The sequence below is a fragment of the Bradyrhizobium erythrophlei genome, from assembly GCF_042430365.1.
GTDB lineage: Bacteria > Pseudomonadota > Alphaproteobacteria > Rhizobiales > Xanthobacteraceae > Bradyrhizobium > Bradyrhizobium erythrophlei.
The window spans coordinates 14,565-29,793 of record NZ_JBHMET010000230.1; the positions used below are offsets into that span (position 1 = coordinate 14,565).

The 15,229-nt window shown below is 65.1% G+C and carries 12 protein-coding genes and 3 pseudogenes; 10 read left to right on the forward strand and 5 right to left on the reverse strand.

The window, feature by feature from the left end:
* Nucleotides 1-54: 54 nt before the first annotated feature.
* A complete protein-coding gene (locus ACFFWD_RS34410) occupies nucleotides 55-2,766 on the forward strand; it encodes a bifunctional diguanylate cyclase/phosphodiesterase (RefSeq protein WP_376973127.1) in 2,712 nt (903 codons plus the stop codon).
* 110 nt (nucleotides 2,767-2,876) lie between these two features.
* Entirely contained in the window at nucleotides 2,877-3,158 is a 282-nt protein-coding gene (locus ACFFWD_RS34415) for a septal ring lytic transglycosylase RlpA family protein (protein WP_376973129.1), read from the forward strand.
* Nucleotides 3,159-3,180: 22 nt separating this feature from the next.
* Here the strand turns inward: ACFFWD_RS34415 and ACFFWD_RS34420 are convergent, their stop codons facing one another.
* On the reverse strand, nucleotides 3,181-5,649 hold the full coding sequence (locus ACFFWD_RS34420; RefSeq protein ID WP_376973131.1) for a hybrid sensor histidine kinase/response regulator: 2,469 nt from the start codon (nucleotides 5,647-5,649) through the stop codon (nucleotides 3,181-3,183).
* Between the two features lie 71 nt (nucleotides 5,650-5,720).
* Complete coding sequence (locus ACFFWD_RS34425) at nucleotides 5,721-6,485, reverse strand: thermonuclease family protein (protein ID WP_376973133.1); 765 nt, start codon at nucleotides 6,483-6,485, stop codon at nucleotides 5,721-5,723.
* Between the two features lie 323 nt (nucleotides 6,486-6,808).
* On the opposite strand from ACFFWD_RS34425, the gene ACFFWD_RS34430 reads away from it, so the two are divergent.
* From ACFFWD_RS34430 to ACFFWD_RS34445, 4 genes are all read left to right on the forward strand, one after another.
* A complete protein-coding gene (locus ACFFWD_RS34430; RefSeq protein WP_376973135.1) occupies nucleotides 6,809-7,015 on the forward strand; it encodes a hypothetical protein in 207 nt (68 codons plus the stop codon).
* A 157-nt stretch (nucleotides 7,016-7,172) separates the two neighbouring features.
* Nucleotides 7,173-9,188, forward strand: a complete 2,016-nt coding sequence (locus ACFFWD_RS34435) for an acetyl-CoA carboxylase biotin carboxylase subunit (RefSeq protein WP_376973137.1) — start codon at nucleotides 7,173-7,175, stop codon at nucleotides 9,186-9,188.
* A gap of 138 nt (nucleotides 9,189-9,326) precedes the next feature.
* Entirely contained in the window at nucleotides 9,327-10,193 is an 867-nt protein-coding gene (locus tag ACFFWD_RS34440; protein WP_376973139.1) for an isocitrate lyase/PEP mutase family protein, read from the forward strand.
* Complete coding sequence (locus tag ACFFWD_RS34445) at nucleotides 10,190-10,489, forward strand: acylphosphatase (protein ID WP_376973144.1); 300 nt, start codon at nucleotides 10,190-10,192, stop codon at nucleotides 10,487-10,489. Before ACFFWD_RS34440 ends, ACFFWD_RS34445 begins: the two co-directional genes overlap by 4 nt.
* Before the next feature lie 10 nt (nucleotides 10,490-10,499).
* Here the strand turns inward: ACFFWD_RS34445 and ACFFWD_RS34450 are convergent, their stop codons facing one another.
* A complete protein-coding gene (locus ACFFWD_RS34450; protein WP_376973146.1) occupies nucleotides 10,500-11,312 on the reverse strand; it encodes a class I SAM-dependent methyltransferase in 813 nt (270 codons plus the stop codon).
* A 250-nt stretch (nucleotides 11,313-11,562) separates the two neighbouring features.
* Between ACFFWD_RS34450 and ACFFWD_RS34455 the strand changes: the two genes are divergently transcribed.
* The 3 genes and pseudogenes from ACFFWD_RS34455 to ACFFWD_RS34465 all read left to right on the forward strand — a co-directional run bounded on the left by ACFFWD_RS34455 (nucleotide 11,563) and on the right by ACFFWD_RS34465 (nucleotide 13,978).
* Nucleotides 11,563-12,120, forward strand: a complete 558-nt coding sequence (locus tag ACFFWD_RS34455; RefSeq protein WP_376973152.1) for a GbsR/MarR family transcriptional regulator — start codon at nucleotides 11,563-11,565, stop codon at nucleotides 12,118-12,120.
* Between the two features lie 116 nt (nucleotides 12,121-12,236).
* A pseudogene (locus ACFFWD_RS34460) lies at nucleotides 12,237-12,545 on the forward strand (DUF4166 domain-containing protein); the annotation flags it as partial.
* A complete protein-coding gene (locus ACFFWD_RS34465; protein WP_376973148.1) occupies nucleotides 12,542-13,978 on the forward strand; it encodes a TIGR01777 family oxidoreductase in 1,437 nt (478 codons plus the stop codon). The pseudogene ACFFWD_RS34460 and the gene ACFFWD_RS34465, both read left to right, overlap by 4 nt.
* A gap of 11 nt (nucleotides 13,979-13,989) precedes the next feature.
* On the opposite strand, the gene ACFFWD_RS34470 is transcribed toward ACFFWD_RS34465, so the two are convergent.
* Nucleotides 13,990-14,844: a LysR family transcriptional regulator gene (locus ACFFWD_RS34470; RefSeq protein ID WP_376973150.1), complete on the reverse strand. Its 855-nt coding sequence runs from the start codon at nucleotides 14,842-14,844 to the stop codon at nucleotides 13,990-13,992.
* 115 nt (nucleotides 14,845-14,959) lie between these two features.
* On the opposite strand from ACFFWD_RS34470, the pseudogene ACFFWD_RS34475 reads away from it, so the two are divergent.
* Nucleotides 14,960-15,052, forward strand: a pseudogene (locus ACFFWD_RS34475) (4-oxalocrotonate tautomerase); the annotation flags it as partial.
* Nucleotides 15,053-15,063: 11 nt separating this feature from the next.
* Here the strand turns inward: ACFFWD_RS34475 and ACFFWD_RS34480 are convergent.
* Nucleotides 15,064-15,229 (reverse strand): annotated as a pseudogene (locus ACFFWD_RS34480) (IS630 family transposase); the annotation flags it as partial.

Genomic DNA, 15,229 nt, shown 5'->3' on the forward strand with positions numbered 1-15,229 from the left:
TAACCGCCCCTTGGGTTGTGTTCCCGTACAAGGGGCACCTCTAGGGGCAGGAAAATGTCGACTCATTCAACGGGCAGCATGATGCCGGGGCGCTGGCGGCTGTCGAACATCGGTGCGCTGCGCGGACTGCGGTTCGGTGCCATTCAGTGGCTCGTGCTGAGCGCAGCGCTGCTGGTGCTCGCGATCACGCTCGGCACCGGCTATCTCGCCCTGCAATTCCGCGAACGCGCACTGGAAGTGTCCGAGCGCGAGCTCAACAACACCGCGCTCTTGCTGTCGCGCCATTTTGACCAGCAACTCGCCGATCTCCAGTACGTCCACGACGACGTCGTCAGCTACATGCAGGCGGGCAAGATCGAGACTGCCGATCAGTTCGAAAAGACAATGTCGCTGCTCACCGCGCATGAGATGCTGCGCACGCGTCTTGCGGCGCTGCCGCATGTCGGCGGGCTCAATCTCTTCAACGCCAAGGGATGGCTGATCAACTCGTCAGAGATGTGGCCGGTGCCGGACGTCAACATTGCGGAGCGGCGCTATTTCCAGGAGTTCACCTCGGGACGGCCCACGTCGCCGATCATCGTCGAACCGGCAATGAGCAAGGTGACCGGAAACTGGACCACGATCTTCGCGCGCAAGATCACCGGGCGCAACGGCGAGATCATCGGCTTTGCCAGCCGGGGCGTGGAGCCTAGCCATTTCGAGGATTTCGTCGCCTCGCTGGCCCTCAACGGCGACACCGTGATCTCGATGATTCACCGCGATGGCACGATCATCGCCCGCTATCCGCAGGAGACCACCGTCGTCGGCCGCAACATCTTCAACGAGCCGCTGTTCCGGAAGGTCCTGAGCCTCGGCGGCAACACCTCGGGCCGCTTCGTCGGTGAGTCGGGCGAAGAGAATGTCGGAGCCGTCAGGTCGCTGTCGCATTTTCCGATCCTGATCGTTGCGACGACGAGGGCCTCCAGTGCGCTGGAGGACTGGCGCGCGCAGACCAAGCTGCAGTTCTTTGCCGCGGTGCTCGCGGTTGTCATCGTCGTCGTCACGATCTTCCTGATCGTGCGCCAGTTGCGGCGCCAGCACGCTGCCGCCCAGCGCAGGCTGTCCGAGAAGAGCCAGCATCTCGACACCGCGATCAACAACATGACGCAGGGGCTTCTGCTGTTCGACGCTTCGGCGCGGCTCGTGATCTGCAATCAGCAGTATATCGACATGTTCAGCATCTCGCCCGATGTGGCCAAGCCGGGCTGTCATCTGCGCGACCTGATCCTGCATCGGCAGGCGACCGGTTCTTTCGTTGGCGACGTCGACGAATATTGCGCGCGGTTCACCAACCGCGACAGCGACAAGGCCCGGGACACGGTGATCACGACGCCCGATGGCCGCACCATCCGTCTGATCTACAAGCGCTCGCCCGACGGCGGTTGGGCCACTACGCTCGAGGACGTGACCGAAGGGCGGCGGGTCCAGGCACGGATCGAGCACCTCGCGCATTACGATGCCCTGACCAATCTGCCGAACCGGACGCTGTTCCAGCGTCATGCCGAGGGGCTCTTGCTCGATACAGCCGCCAGCGAGTTCGCGATCCTCTATATCGACATCGACGAGTTCAAGCGCATCAACGACTCGCTCGGGCATCTGATCGGTGACGAGTTCCTGAAGGGGGTTGCGGAGAAGTTGCGCCAGTCGGTCGGGCCGAATGATTTCATTGCGCGCCTCGGCGGTGACGAGTTCGCCATCATCCAGCGCGACATTGTCTCGGATCATGATGTCAGCGACCTGGTCGCGCGCATCTATCAGGCGATGCGCACGCCGTTCGACTGCCACGGCCACCGGCTGTCGAGCGACGCCAGCATCGGGATTGCCGTCGCGCCGCGCCATGGCTCCGACCTGTTCGACCTGCTCAAGAGCGCGGACCTTGCGATGTACGCCGCTAAGGCGGCCGGACGCAGGACCCATCGCTTCTTCGATCCGGCCATGGAGAAGCAAGCCAATTCGCGCCGCGAACTGGAAGCGGATCTGCGGAGCGCGCTCGCCGAGGGCGGCTTCGAGCTGCATTACCAGCCGCTGGTCGATCTGCGAAGCGACGAGGTGACCGGTTGCGAGGCGTTGCTGCGCTGGCGGCATCCGGTGCGCGGCATGATTTCGCCAGCGGAGTTCGTGCCGGTCGCCGAGGAAACCGGCTTGATCGAGGAGATCGGGCAGTGGGTGCTGCGCACCGCCTGCATGGAGGCGGCCACCTGGCCGGCGCATGTCCGCGTCGCCGTCAACGTCTCGCCGGTCCAGTTCAAGTCGGAAACGCTGTCGCTGAAAGTCGCGAGTGCGCTCGCCGAGAGCGGGCTCGACCCGCGCCGCCTCGAGCTCGAGATCACCGAGGCTGTGCTGATCGCCGACGACGATGCGGCGCTGGTGACGCTCGACCAGCTCCGTGCACTCGGCGTGCACATCGCGCTCGACGATTTCGGAACCGGCTATTCGTCGCTGCAATATCTGCAGCGCTTCCCGTTCGACAAGATCAAGATCGACCGCAGCTTCGTCAAGGAAGTCGCGCGCAATTCGGGCTCGGCCTCGATTATCCGCGCGGTGGTGTCGATTGCGGCCGACCGCAACATGATCACGACCGCAGAGGGCGTCGAGACTGACCAGCAGCGTGACACTGTGCAGATGCTCGGCTGCACCCAGATGCAGGGCTACCTGTTCAGCAAGCCCGTTCCCGCGGCGGACGTTCGCGCATTGCTGGAAGCCGAAGGGGTCGAGGACGCGGCGTAAGGGCCCTGCGGCCGTCGCAATTTCATTGAACCTTCGTTGGAACCGTTGTCCCGCGACGGCGTTCCCTTGCCGGGGCTGCTACCGGCAGGCGAAATATGAGATCCGCAGCAATGTCCGCGGTCCTCCTGCTGTTTGCCACGTCTACGGCAAACGCAGAGAGCGGCCTTGCGTCCTACTATCGTGGCATCGGCAAGGGTGGCGAAATGACCTGCGCGCATCGCTCCAGGCCATTCGGCAGCATGGTGAGGGTGTCCTACCGGGGACGCGCGATCCAGTGTCGCGTCAACGATCGCGGTCCATTCATACGTGGGCGGATCATCGACATCTCTACCAGCGCGGCGCGGGCGCTCGGCATCCTTCAATTCGGTGTGGCGCATGTGACGATCGAGTAGGGCGGCACGCCGCGCGTCATGGTCAGGACTTCGGGGCGGCCGCTCTTTGCTCGACGATCGCCTTCCTGAGCGTGCGCGACAGCGCCTCTACCGAATAGGGTTTCTGGATCAGCTCGAAGCCGGAATGCACGTTCTCGGCGAGGACGTTGCTGTAGCCGCTGGTCAGCACCACGGGCAGGCCGGGGAAGCGGTGGCGGATGATCCCGGCGAGCTCGACGCCGTTCATGCCGGGCATGATCACGTCGGAGAACACGAGGTCGGCGGAAAACTCGTTCTCCGACAGGATTGCGAGCGCCGCATTGGCGTTGGCCGCGCGTTTGACCGAATAGCCGAGGTCTTCAAGGAGTTCGGTGGAGAAGCGGCCGACATCGTCATTGTCCTCCACGACGAGGACGCGATAGCCGCGCCCGATCGAGGCGTGTTCGCCGCCGGAAACGATCGTCGCCTTGATGTCGGCGGGGCGCGTCGCCTGCGGCAGGTAGATCGTGAAGGTCGCGCCATGGCCAAGCGTGCTGGTGACCTCGATGTCGCCGTCGGACTGCTTGGCGAAGCCGAAGGCCTGGCTGAGCCCGAGGCCGGTGCCCTTGCCGACCTCCTTGGTGGTGAAGAACGGCTCGAAGATCGCGTCGAGATTCTCGGGCGAGATGCCGGTGCCGGTGTCCTGGATCGAGATCGCGACGAAATCGCCGCTGCGCGGAGCCTGGGCCCGCAGGGCAGGGATGGCGCCGGCCTTCGTCACGCCGATCGTCAGCTGGCCCTCGCTGCTCATGGCATCGCGGCCATTGACCGCTAGGTTGATCAATGCGGTCTCGAACTGGCCGATGTCGGCGATCGCAAAGCAATCGGGATCGTCGATCTGGACTTCGATGTGGATTCGTCCACCGACCAGCGGGCGGATCAGCCGCGCCACGCTGTCGACGTGCGCGCCTACGTTGAACACCTCGGGCTTGAGCGGCTGCCGACGCGCGAAGGCGAGCAGCTGAGCGGTGAGCTTGGAGGCCCGTTCCACGGTCTCGGAGATCGCGTCGATGTAGCGCCGCCGTCGCTCTTCCGGCAACTCGCGGCGGCGCAGGAAGTCGGTCGCGGAGCGGATGATGGTCAGGAGATTGTTGAAGTCGTGCGCGACGCCGCCGGTGAGCTGGCCGACCGCTTCCATCTTCTGCGACTGCCGCAACGCCTCTTCGCCGCGACGGCGGTCGGTGATGTCGATGGCTTCCGGCACTGCACCGATGATCGTGCCGTGCTGGTCGTGCAGCGGCCGCATTTCGAAATCGAAATAGCGATCGCCGATCGGCAGCTGCAGCAATATCTCGGTCTTGACGTCTTCGCCGCGCATCACCGTGGTGAAGGCGCTCTTGATCGTCTGCGGAGCGTCTTCGGTCGCGCTGAACCACGGCGTGTCCCAGAACGGCTTGCCGATGACGTCGGCTGCACCCGCGCGAATACCCGCCAGCGCCGTCCTGTTGACGTACAGGACGTTGCCATCTGCATCGAGCAGCCCCTGATACTGGTGGCTGGTCTCGAAGATCGCGCGTATCTGCGCTTCGTTCGATTCGAGCTGCGCGGTGCGTTCGGAGATGCGCCGCTCCAGCGTCTCGTTGAGCTTCCTGAGCTCGATCTCGGCCTCCTTGGCGGCCGTGATGTCGTGGGCGACGCCGATGAAGCCGATATGCTTGCCGTTGGGATCCCAGCGCGGTTGCGATTCCGAGCGCAGCCAGCGCCACTCGCCCTTGGCGTTGCGGTAGCGCGCCTCGAGCACGAACGGCTTGAGCGAAAGCTCGCCCGTGATCTGCTCCTGCAGGATGCGAGGCAGATCATCGGGGTGCAGCGCCTTGCGCCAGTCGAAGACGATCGCCTCCTCGAACGGCAGTCCGAGGAAATCCAGATAGGCCTGGTTGGCGAAGGAGCGGGTGCGATCGAGCTTTGTCACCCAGACCGGGACTGGCGCGCTGTCGGCGATCAGTCGGAAGCGTTCCTCGCTCTCGCGCAAGGTCTGCTGCGCCAGCATTTGATCGGTCACGTCGAGGTCGGCGCCGACCAGCCGCTGCGCGCGGCCGTTGCGGTCGCGCTCGATCTTGGCGACGACGCGGATCCAGCGGCTCTCGCCGTTGCTCGGGCGGATGATGCGGTATTCGTCCGTATAGTCCTCGGTGCCGCTCTTCAGCACCCCGAACAGGTGCTTGATGGTCTTCTCGCGGTCCTCGGGATGGATGCGCGCGACCCAGTTCTCATAGGTTTCGTTGGCGGCCTCGGGCGGCAGGCCATGGACCAGCAGATATTCGGGCGAGCGGCGATTGCGCACGCCGTCGCGGAAATCGATCTCGAGCCCGCCAACCCGCGCGATGCGCTGAATCCGCGCCAGCTCCGCCTCGCGCGCCTGCAATTCGCGATGCGCCCGGTCGCGCTCGCGCGCGATCTCCTCCAGATGCTGCCGCAGCCGTTCTGCTGCCGCAGCTTCGGGGAGGACATCGGAGGGTTCGGGAGGGGTCATTCGCGCCGGCAACCTCTGGGATCAGTCTCACACACGACGAGGCGGCTTTTCCAGCGCTGATTTGCTGCGGCTCATTTGGCCTTGCCGCCGGAGCGGCAATTATAGGCCCTGCGGAACCCGGCGGCCTGCGCATCGTCCTCCGTGCAGAACCAACGATCCGGATTGGTTAAGCCCGGGTAGCTGCGGCAGGCCTGCAGGTGATAGATGCCGACATTGCCGGTGACGCGGGCGCGGACCGCGTACTTGCCCTTGATGTTGCAGCCGGCGGGCATCGCGAGATCGTCAGGAAAGAGGGCGTCGCGGATCTGCTTGTCGCGATCAGCCGGGCAGGAGCCGCCGAGCAGGGCGCCATCCTTCTTGCCGACACGAAACTCGCGCGGCGCCACGAAGCATCCCTTCCACAGACCCTGGCGGTTGTCCTTTGCGCTTGCCTCGTCGGGCTTGAAGCGGCCGGTGGCCGACGCCTCGACATTCAAGGCATAGCCCCGACGGACGAGCAACTGGCTCAGGCTGGTTGGATCGCCCTCGATCTTGCAGACGCCGAGGCGGCGCTTCTTGTACGTGGGGTCGACACCGATATCGTCGCAATGAACCTGCTGGCCGCCGACCAGCTTCGCGAGCTGGTCGCGGGCCTCGACGCCGCAGCTCCAGACGTCGGCGTGCTCATCGATGCAAAGCTGATCGGGAGCCGGCGCGTCGATCCCGTCGAGCCGGTAGGTCGTGTTGTTGATCTGGACGGTGCTGGCGTCCTTGACGATCGCCGTTGCGGCAAGGCCGGGGGTGGCAGACAGGCATGTCAGGAGGAGCGTCGCGACAGCAGAATTTCGAAACCGCATTTTTTCACTTCAGGTCTTTGGCGGGCAGGTGAACTTCTAGCACAGGCTGGCGGGATCGAACCAAGGGCTGTTGGATGGACAGCGGCCGACGGGTCATCCCGGCGGCCGCCGACGATCGAAAAGGAGCCGGGGCGTTGTAAGAGAAGGATGCGCGCGCATGGCCGAATTGGTCATTGATACCATTCTGGAGGTCGGCGGCGTCTGGCTCTGACCAACCGGCGGCGGAAGAGACCGGGCCGAGGAGGCGACACTACGTCAAAGGGCGGATTGACTTGATGAGAACAAAATAGGAACATGGGGCGTCAACTGATCCCGGATACTCCATGATGTCTGCACGGCCCGAACACGAAGATGATGACGGGCTGGAAGCGGCTGTCGACCAGGCGATTACGGCCTGTGGCGGGGACATGCGCTCGACCATCCGCGCGCTGATCGTCGCCAACGAATTCCTGGAGAATGAGGTGAGCGAGCTGATGAAGGCGGTCTCACACGCCCATCGGCGCGGCCGATTCCAAACCTATTCGGGCTGAAATCCCCCTCCGGCTACCGCCGGGTAGCCGGCACAGCCGCATTAGACCGTTGCCTCCGCAGCGTTTTGCTGTACCACGGACTGGCGACGCACAATCGCCCGTGCCAGATTGCGCGGGGAGGAATCCTGCCCAAATCCAAAGCCCAAGCAAGAAGAGCATGTTCAAACGAATTCTGATCGCCAATCGCGGCGAGATCGCCTGCCGGGTCATCAAGTCCGCGCGCCGTATGGGGATCGAGACGGTCGCCGTCTATTCCGAGGCCGACCGTGACGCGCTGCATGTCGAAATGGCCGACGAGGCCGTGCTGATCGGCCCGCCGGCGGCGGCCGAGAGCTATCTCCTGATCGACAAGATCGTGGACGCCTGCCGCAAGACCGGCGCGCAGGCGGTGCATCCCGGCTACGGCTTCCTGTCCGAGCGCGAGGCATTTCCGCGCGCGCTGGAGGCGGCCGGCATCGTGTTCATCGGGCCCAACCCGGGCGCGATTGCCGCGATGGGCGACAAGATCGAATCCAAGAAGGCGGCCGCCAAGGCCAAGGTCTCGACCGTGCCGGGCCATCTCGGCGTCATCGAGGATGACAAGCACGCGGTGCAGATCGCCGAGGAGATCGGCTATCCCGTGATGATCAAGGCCTCCGCCGGCGGCGGCGGCAAGGGCATGCGCATCGCGCATTCGAAGGCGGAGGTCGCCGAGGGCTTCAACCTCGCGAAGGCCGAGGCCAAATCCTCGTTCGGCGACGACCGCGTCTTCATCGAAAAGTTCATCGTCGATCCGCGCCACATCGAAATCCAGGTGCTCGGCGACAAGCACGGCAACGTCATTTATCTCGGCGAGCGCGAATGCTCGATCCAGCGCCGCAACCAGAAGGTCATCGAGGAGGCGCCGTCGCCGCTGCTCGACGAGCAGACTCGGCGCAAGATGGGCGAGCAGGCGGTCGCGCTCGCCAAGGCCGTGCATTACGATTCCGCCGGCACCGTGGAATTTGTCGCCGGCCAGGACAAGAGCTTCTACTTCCTGGAGATGAACACCCGCCTCCAGGTCGAGCATCCCGTAACCGAGCTGATCACCGGCATCGACCTCGTCGAGCAGATGATTCGCGTCGCCGCCGGCGAGAAGCTCGCCATCGCGCAGAACGACGTGACATTGACAGGCTGGGCGGTGGAATCGCGCGTCTATGCCGAGGATCCGTTCCGCAACTTCCTGCCCTCGATCGGACGGCTGGTGAAATATCGCCCGCCGGCGGAAGCAAGTCATGACGGCATCACCATCCGCAACGACACCGGCGTGCAGGAGGGCGGCGAGATATCGATCCATTACGATCCGATGATCGCCAAGCTCGTGACGCACGCGCCGTCGCGGGCAGCCGCGATCGAGGCGCAGGCCACCGCCCTCGATGAGTTTTATGTCGACGGTATCAGGCACAACATTCCGTTCCTGTCGGCCTTGATGAATCACCCGCGCTGGCGCGAGGGCCGGCTGTCGACCGGGTTCATCTCCGAGGAATTTCCGGCGGGTTTCTCGGCGCGGCCGCCAGAGGGCGAGATCGCGCGGCGGCTCGCCGCGGTCGGCGCCGCCATCGATCACGTGCTCGGCGAGCGTAAGCGGCAGATTTCCGGCCAGATGGGCGGTCGCGTGGTGCAGCGTGAACGCCGCCGCGCGGTGTGGCTCGATCGCGAGGAGATCGCGCTCGACGTCGCGCGCGAGGGCGATGCCATTGCGGTGCGCTTCGTCGGCGCTGACGGCTTGCCGGGCAACCCGCATAATTTGGTGTCGAGCTGGGCGCCGGGCGAGCCGGTCTGGCAGGGCACGATCGACGGCAATTTCGTGGCGCTGCAGGTGCGCGCGATCAATAACGGCTTCCGCCTCGCGCATCAGGGCTTTGAGGTGCCGGTCTACGTCTTCACCGAGACCGAGGCGACGTCGGCGCGGCTGATGCCGGTGAACTCGGCGGCCGACACCGGCAAGAAGCTCTTGTGCCCGATGCCGGGGCTCGTGGTGTCGATCGCCGTGACCGAAGGGCAGGAGGTCAAGGCCGGCGAGACGCTGGCTGTCGTCGAAGCCATGAAGATGCAGAACGTGCTCCGCGCCGAGCGCGACGGCACCGTGAAGAAGATCCACGCGGCTGCCGGCGCCACGCTTGCCGTCGACGCGTTGATCCTCGAGTTCGCCTAGGCTCGTCACGGCAAGCCATCGGGTCGCGCGAATGCGCGCCCGATGATAGGCTCCACGAAGCTAAATATCGCGCGGCGAAGCAAGGCTGGGTTGCTCCGTCGCTTGCGCTCCTCGCAATCACGTGGACAGAGGGAGACGATGGCCTTCCGCAAACGACGCGAAACCTTGCGTTCGATCCTGGCCGGATCGGCCTGTATCCGTCCGGGCTCGGTCTATGACGCGACCTCGATCCGGATTGCCGAGGATCTCGGATTCGAACTCGGCATGTTCGGCGGCTCCGTGGCCTCGCTCGCCGTGCTCGGCGATCCCGATATCGCGCTGATCACCCTAACCGAGCTTGCCGAGCAGATGCGGCGGATGTCGCGCGCCTCCGATGTGCCCGTGCTCGTCGATGCTGATCACGGCTATGGCAATGCACTCAACGTTCGTCGCACCGTCCAGGAGCTCGAAGCCGCCGGTGCCGCCGGCCTGACGATCGAGGATACGCTGCTGCCGCCAGCCTTCGGCGAGGCCAAGATGCAGTTGATCTCGCCCGAGGAGGGGGTCGGCAAGATGAAAGCCGCGCTCGACGGACGCGGCGATCCGTCTTTGGTGATCATGGGCCGCACCGGCGCGGCCTCGATCACGGATCTCGATGATGCGATTGCACGTGCGCGGGCCTATGAAGCCGTCGGCGTCGACGCGTTGTTCTTCACCGGCATCAGGACGCGCGGCGAGCTCGAGGCGATCTCGGCCGCGACGCGGCTTCCGATCGTGCTTGGCGGCGCGCCGGAGGAGATGACGGCGCCGGATTATCTCGCAGGCCTGCGGGTCCGGATCGCGCTGCAGGGCCACGCGCCGTTCGCAGCCGCCACGCAGGCCGTGTACGAGACGCTGAAGGCGTTGCGCGAGGGCACTTCGCCGAAGAATCTGAAGGGAATTGCATCGTCTGAACTGACCAGCCGCGTGATGCGCGAAGCGGAAACCAAAGCGCGCAGCGGCGAATTCCTGGGCCTGAAAAAGTGAGCGGCGCGATTCGCCACGTCACCGTGCGGGGCCGGGTGCAGGGCGTCGGCTATCGCGCCTGGGTCGAGGACGAGGCGATGTCGCGCGGCCTCGATGGCTGGGTGCGCAACCGCCGCGACGGCAGCGTCGAGGCGGTGTTTTCGGGAGCCGAAGATGTCATCTCCGAAATGGTCGAGGCGTGCCAGCGCGGACCGGCGCTGGCGCGGGTGGACGCGATGCAGGCCGACGTCGGCTATCCCGACCTGTTGAAGCTGCGCCGGGCAGGTGAGCAGTTCTCGGTCCTCCCGACCTTGTGAGACGCAATCCTCACGCGACCGCGGAAATCACCAGCGCCTGAAGCCGGCCTTCGATTGCCCCATTGCCAAACCGGCGCGCGACGGCCGATGTCGCGTGGTCCGTCGTTGCGTCGAGGCCGACGCCGCCGCGCGCCTCGATCTCGCCGCGCAGTGGCGAGCCCTGACAGAAGCCGATTGCCGGATCGCTTGGCGAATTCGCCCGGCCTTGATGTCGGACCACGTCGATCTCAACCTTGCCGAAGCCTGCGGCAGCAAGGTCCGCACGGATACGGTCGGTCGCGTGATAGCCGTAGGGCGTCCGCGGCAGGAAGCGCGGCGGATCGTCCGGAAAGACTTCCGCAACGGCCTGGTTGACCACGTCGGCAAAATGGTTGTCCTCGATGCGATCCCAGACGTTGAACAGGAAGCGGCCGCCGGGTTTCAGGACGCGGCGCGCTTCCGAATAGCCCTTGGGCCTGTCGGGGAAGAACATCGCGCCGAACTGGCAGGCGACGAGGTCGAAGGTCGCGTCATCAAAGGGCAGGGCGAGCGCGTCGGCCTGTTGCCAGTTGATGTCCGGCTTGCCCGGCATCTGCGACTTTGCGCGCACGAGCATCGGTTCGTTGAGGTCCGTCGCGACGATCCTTGTGTCGTGGCCGAGTTCTGACGCCAACGCGCGCGTCACGGCACCGGTACCCGCCGCCGTCTCAAGGAGGTCCCGCGGATGATACGCCTTCGCGCGCTGCGCGAGGTCGCGTGCGTAGGGCTCAAAGAGCATCGGGACAAGAAGCTGGTCGTAGAGTTCGGGAATGGAGCCGACGAATTCCTTGTCGGACGCGGCCATGCTTGATCCTCCTGGCGTCTCATTGAACCGGCAACCGACATTTCTTTGTGTCGGTCCCGGGTTACTCCACCCGGCGCAAGCTTGGACGAAGGTTTCCTTTGCCGCAAAGGAAAAGTCGTCACCTGCGACGAGCCAGGCTCACCCGTGGGTCACACAGGTATCACACAGTCGGGAGTTCGCCGCGTTGCCCGGTTCAGGAGCCGCCCCGGCGGTTCTTGACTTTCGCTCCGAACTGTCTGATATTTCTGTCATGACAGAAATAACCGCCAAAAAGAAACTCCCGACCATCGTCGAGCGCTTCATCCTGTATTGGGGCGACATGGGCGACGAGTGGGGGGTCAACCGCTCGGTCAGCCAGATCCACGGGCTGCTCTACCTGGCGGAAGCGCCGATGACGGCCGAGGACATCGCCGACACGCTCGGCATGGCACGCTCCAACGTCTCCAATTCGATCAAGGAGCTGCTCTCCTGGGGGTTGATCCGGCGCGTGCCGATCCTCGGCGACCGCCGCGACCACTTCGAGGCGGAGACCGACATCTGGGAGGTCGCGGCAAGGATCGCCGCCGGCCGCAAGGAGCGCGAGATCGATCCTGCGGTCGCGGCCCTTCGCGCCTGCGTCTCCGACGCGGCCGATGACCCGGCCATTAGCCCGGTCGCAAGCAAGCGGCTGAAGGAGATGCTGGCTTTCACTGAGCTCGTCGACCGCTGGTACACGCAAATGCTCAACGTGCCCCGTCCGCGGCTCGTCGCGCTGATCAAGCTCGGCGAGAAGATCGTAAGTTTCCTGCCCACAGGCAAAGCCAAATAGGGGCGGGGGTGTAACGGGAGTGTGCGATGGCGTCAGCAAGGAGATCCACCTTAAGGACATCGCCGGCTTCCGATACAAAGCTCCTCGACGATTATCGCTTCCGCGCATTGCTTTCCCCGCAGGTCATTCATTCCGCAAAGCGCTTCGCCGGCCCGACCGGGCTCGAGGAGTATGTCGGCTTCGGCGTCAGCACGGCGCTGCGCATTGCGGTTGAGCAGGAGGCGCTGGTGTTTCGCAGCGTCGGCTATGCGGTGCAGATCGGCCGGCTGCGGATGCCGCTGCCGGCCTGGCTCACTCCCGGCGATCTCACAGTGACCCATTCCGATCTCGGCGGCGGCGCCTTCCGCTTCACGCTCGAGATCATCCATCCGCGTTTTGGCCGGCTGATCCGTCAGTCGGCCGTGTTCAGGGAGGCCTCATCATGACGCCGCTGCTTTGGACGCTGATCGCAATTCAGATCGCGATGGGCGTGTTCGACACCTTCTATCACCACGAATTCACCGAGCGGTTGGCCTGGCGGCCGTCGCAGCGCTTCGAGCTCAAGCTGCACGGCCTGCGCAACACGCTCTATGCGCTCCTGTTCCTGGTGTTCGGCTGGCTTGAGGTGCACGGCATCTTCGCGATCGCCGTCATCGCGGTGCTGGTCGTCGAGGTCGTCATCACGCTGATGGATTTCGTCGAGGAGGATTTGAGCCGGAAACTGGCGCCGAGCGAGCGCATCAATCACACGCTGCTCGCGCTCAACTACGGTGCCATCCTTGTCCTGCTGCTTCCTGTCCTGATCGGGTGGGCGATGCGGCCGACCGGGATTGAACTGGCCGATACCGGACTTTTGAGCGTCGTCGCGGCCGCCTCGGCTGCGGGTGCGACGCTTTGCGGTTTGCGCGACTTTGCAGCCGCCAAGCGGCTGGAGCGAATGGCGAGCGTGCCGGCACGGACGCTGGTCGAGAAATTGCCGACGCGGCAGACCGTGCTGGTCACCGGCGCCACCGGCTTCATCGGCAGCCGGCTGGTCGCAAGTCTCACCGCATCGGGCCATCAGGTGATTGCGTTGATCCGCAACCCGGCCAAGGCCGAGATGCTGCCGCCGCCGATCACGCTGATCACGAGCCTCGACCAGGTGCGTGCCGACGCCAGGATCGATGCGATCGTCAACCTCGCCGGCGAGCCAATCGGCAACGGACTGTGGACCGAGGCCAAGCGCCGCGAAATCCTGGCGTCCCGCGTCACCATCACGACCGAGGTCGTCAGGCTGATCGCACGGCTCGGGCGCAAGCCATCCGTGCTGGTGAGTGGGTCGGCGATCGGCTGGTACGGGCTCTGGCAGGACCAGGTGCTGACTGAGTCCGCGAAATCCCATGCCTGCTTCAGCCATGAGCTTTGCGAGGCCTGGGAGACTGCGGCGCGGCCCGCGGGCGAGTACGGCGTGCGCGTTGCCTGCTTGCGCATCGGGCTGGTGATCGGCACCGACGGAGGCTTCATCACGCGGATGTTGACGCCGTTCGAGTTCGGCCTGGGTGGTCCGCTCGGCTCGGGCAAGCAGTGGATGTCCTGGATCGAGCGCGACGATCTCGTGCGCCTGATCGCGCATGTGATCGCGAAGCCCGAGCTGTCGGGGCCGGTCAACGCCACCGCGCCGATCCCGGTGACCAACACCAAGTTCACCGAGGAGCTGGGGCGCCGCCTGCGCCGGCCCGCGATCTTCCGCGTGCCCGCTGCGCTGTTGCGGGCGGTCGGCGGCGACTTCGCCAACGAGCTCCTGCTCGGGGGCCAGCGCGTGCTGCCGAACAAGGCCTTGAGCAACGGTTTTGTGTTCCGCCACGAAAGCCTGCGCAGCGCGTTCGACGCGATTCTGTGAGGCATGTGATATCAGGCGACTGCGGCGACGCTGCGGAACGTCGCCGCCAGCGTCCGCAGCGCGGCCAGTTTGGCGGGATCGCTGACCTTCGAATGCAGCATCACCTTTGATGCGCCGAGCCGCGGCAATTTGTGCGCCGATCCGATATCGATCAGTCCCGGCGGCGCGATCCGGCGGGCAAGCGGCGCGACCGCAAGGCCTGCGAGTGCCGCGGCCGCCACGGCGGTGACGCCGCCGCCGACGAAGCTTTCGGTCCAGGCAATGCCGGCCTTGTCGAGCGCGCGCACCGCCAGGGCGCGGACCCCGCAGGGTGGCGTCAAGGTCGCGATCGGCAGCGCATCGCCGCGCGGCCATACGAAGCGTCGGATCGCGAACCAGCCGAACTCGTCCTCGGCGAGTTTCTCGCCGCCGCGGCGGCTGCCTTCCTGACGCACGATCACCGCGTCGAGCTCGCCGGCGTCATAGGCATCGAGCATCTCGCGCGAGAAGCCGATGGTGACGGCGAGTGCAAGCTGCGAGGCCATCGCATGCAGCCGCTCCAGGAGCGGCACCAGTTCAGGGCCGGCGGCGTGGTCGCTGATCCCGAGCGTGAGTTGTTGGCGTGCCGGCTTTTCGCCCGACAGCGCGCGGTCATGCGCCTCCATCAGCGCGCGGGCGTGATGCAGGAAGGCCGAACCGTCGGCAGTCAGCCGCACCGCGCGCGGCGAGCGCTCCACCAGCCGCTTGCCGAGCAGCGTCTCCAGCCGCTGCAGCTTCATGCTGATCGCCGCCTGCGTCGTGCCGAGTGCTTCCGCGGCGCGGGTGAAGCCCTGTAGTTCGGCGACAAGCAGGAAGGCCTGCACGGTGTCGATGTCGAGCGCGGTCATGATCAACTATCGTTATCATTGCTATTGGCATAGATAAGATACCAAGATGATGCGGAACGGTCTAGCTAGAAGGGGCGCGGTTCGCTCGCGCCAACGGAATTCAAGGAGAACGACCATGCCCCTCATCACCGTCACCTATGCAACCTCGCGCGAGACGCCGTCGCTGAAGTCCGATATCGCTGCCGCCGTCTCGGAGCTCACCGCTAAAGCATGATGAAGTTAGGTTCGTCCATATCCTGAGTTTGCGAAGTAGCTTGCGCATTCCTTGGGTGAGAAAAGCTGCAGGGCCTCGCCAATTGCTCGGCAAACAGCTTCGACGGTTCGGGCGGCAGCTTTTCGGAGCAAGTGCTTGAGCTTGGCAAAGACCTGTTCGATGGGGTTCAGG

Coding starts and splice junctions, on each gene's coding strand:
- ACFFWD_RS34435 (WP_376973137.1), top strand. CDS start 7,173: ATGTTCAAACGAATTCTGATCGCCAATCGCGGCGAGATCGCCTGCCGG.
- ACFFWD_RS34415 (WP_376973129.1), top strand. CDS start 2,877: ATGTCCGCGGTCCTCCTGCTGTTTGCCACGTCTACGGCAAACGCAGAG.
- ACFFWD_RS34425 (WP_376973133.1), bottom strand. CDS start 6,485: ATGCGGTTTCGAAATTCTGCTGTCGCGACGCTCCTCCTGACATGCCTG.
- ACFFWD_RS34465 (WP_376973148.1), top strand. CDS start 12,542: ATGACGCCGCTGCTTTGGACGCTGATCGCAATTCAGATCGCGATGGGC.
- ACFFWD_RS34420 (WP_376973131.1), bottom strand. CDS start 5,649: ATGACCCCTCCCGAACCCTCCGATGTCCTCCCCGAAGCTGCGGCAGCA.
- ACFFWD_RS34470 (WP_376973150.1), bottom strand. CDS start 14,844: ATGACCGCGCTCGACATCGACACCGTGCAGGCCTTCCTGCTTGTCGCC.
- ACFFWD_RS34430 (WP_376973135.1), top strand. CDS start 6,809: ATGATGTCTGCACGGCCCGAACACGAAGATGATGACGGGCTGGAAGCG.
- ACFFWD_RS34440 (WP_376973139.1), top strand. CDS start 9,327: ATGGCCTTCCGCAAACGACGCGAAACCTTGCGTTCGATCCTGGCCGGA.
- ACFFWD_RS34455 (WP_376973152.1), top strand. CDS start 11,563: ATGACAGAAATAACCGCCAAAAAGAAACTCCCGACCATCGTCGAGCGC.
- ACFFWD_RS34450 (WP_376973146.1), bottom strand. CDS start 11,312: ATGGCCGCGTCCGACAAGGAATTCGTCGGCTCCATTCCCGAACTCTAC.
- ACFFWD_RS34410 (WP_376973127.1), top strand. CDS start 55: ATGTCGACTCATTCAACGGGCAGCATGATGCCGGGGCGCTGGCGGCTG.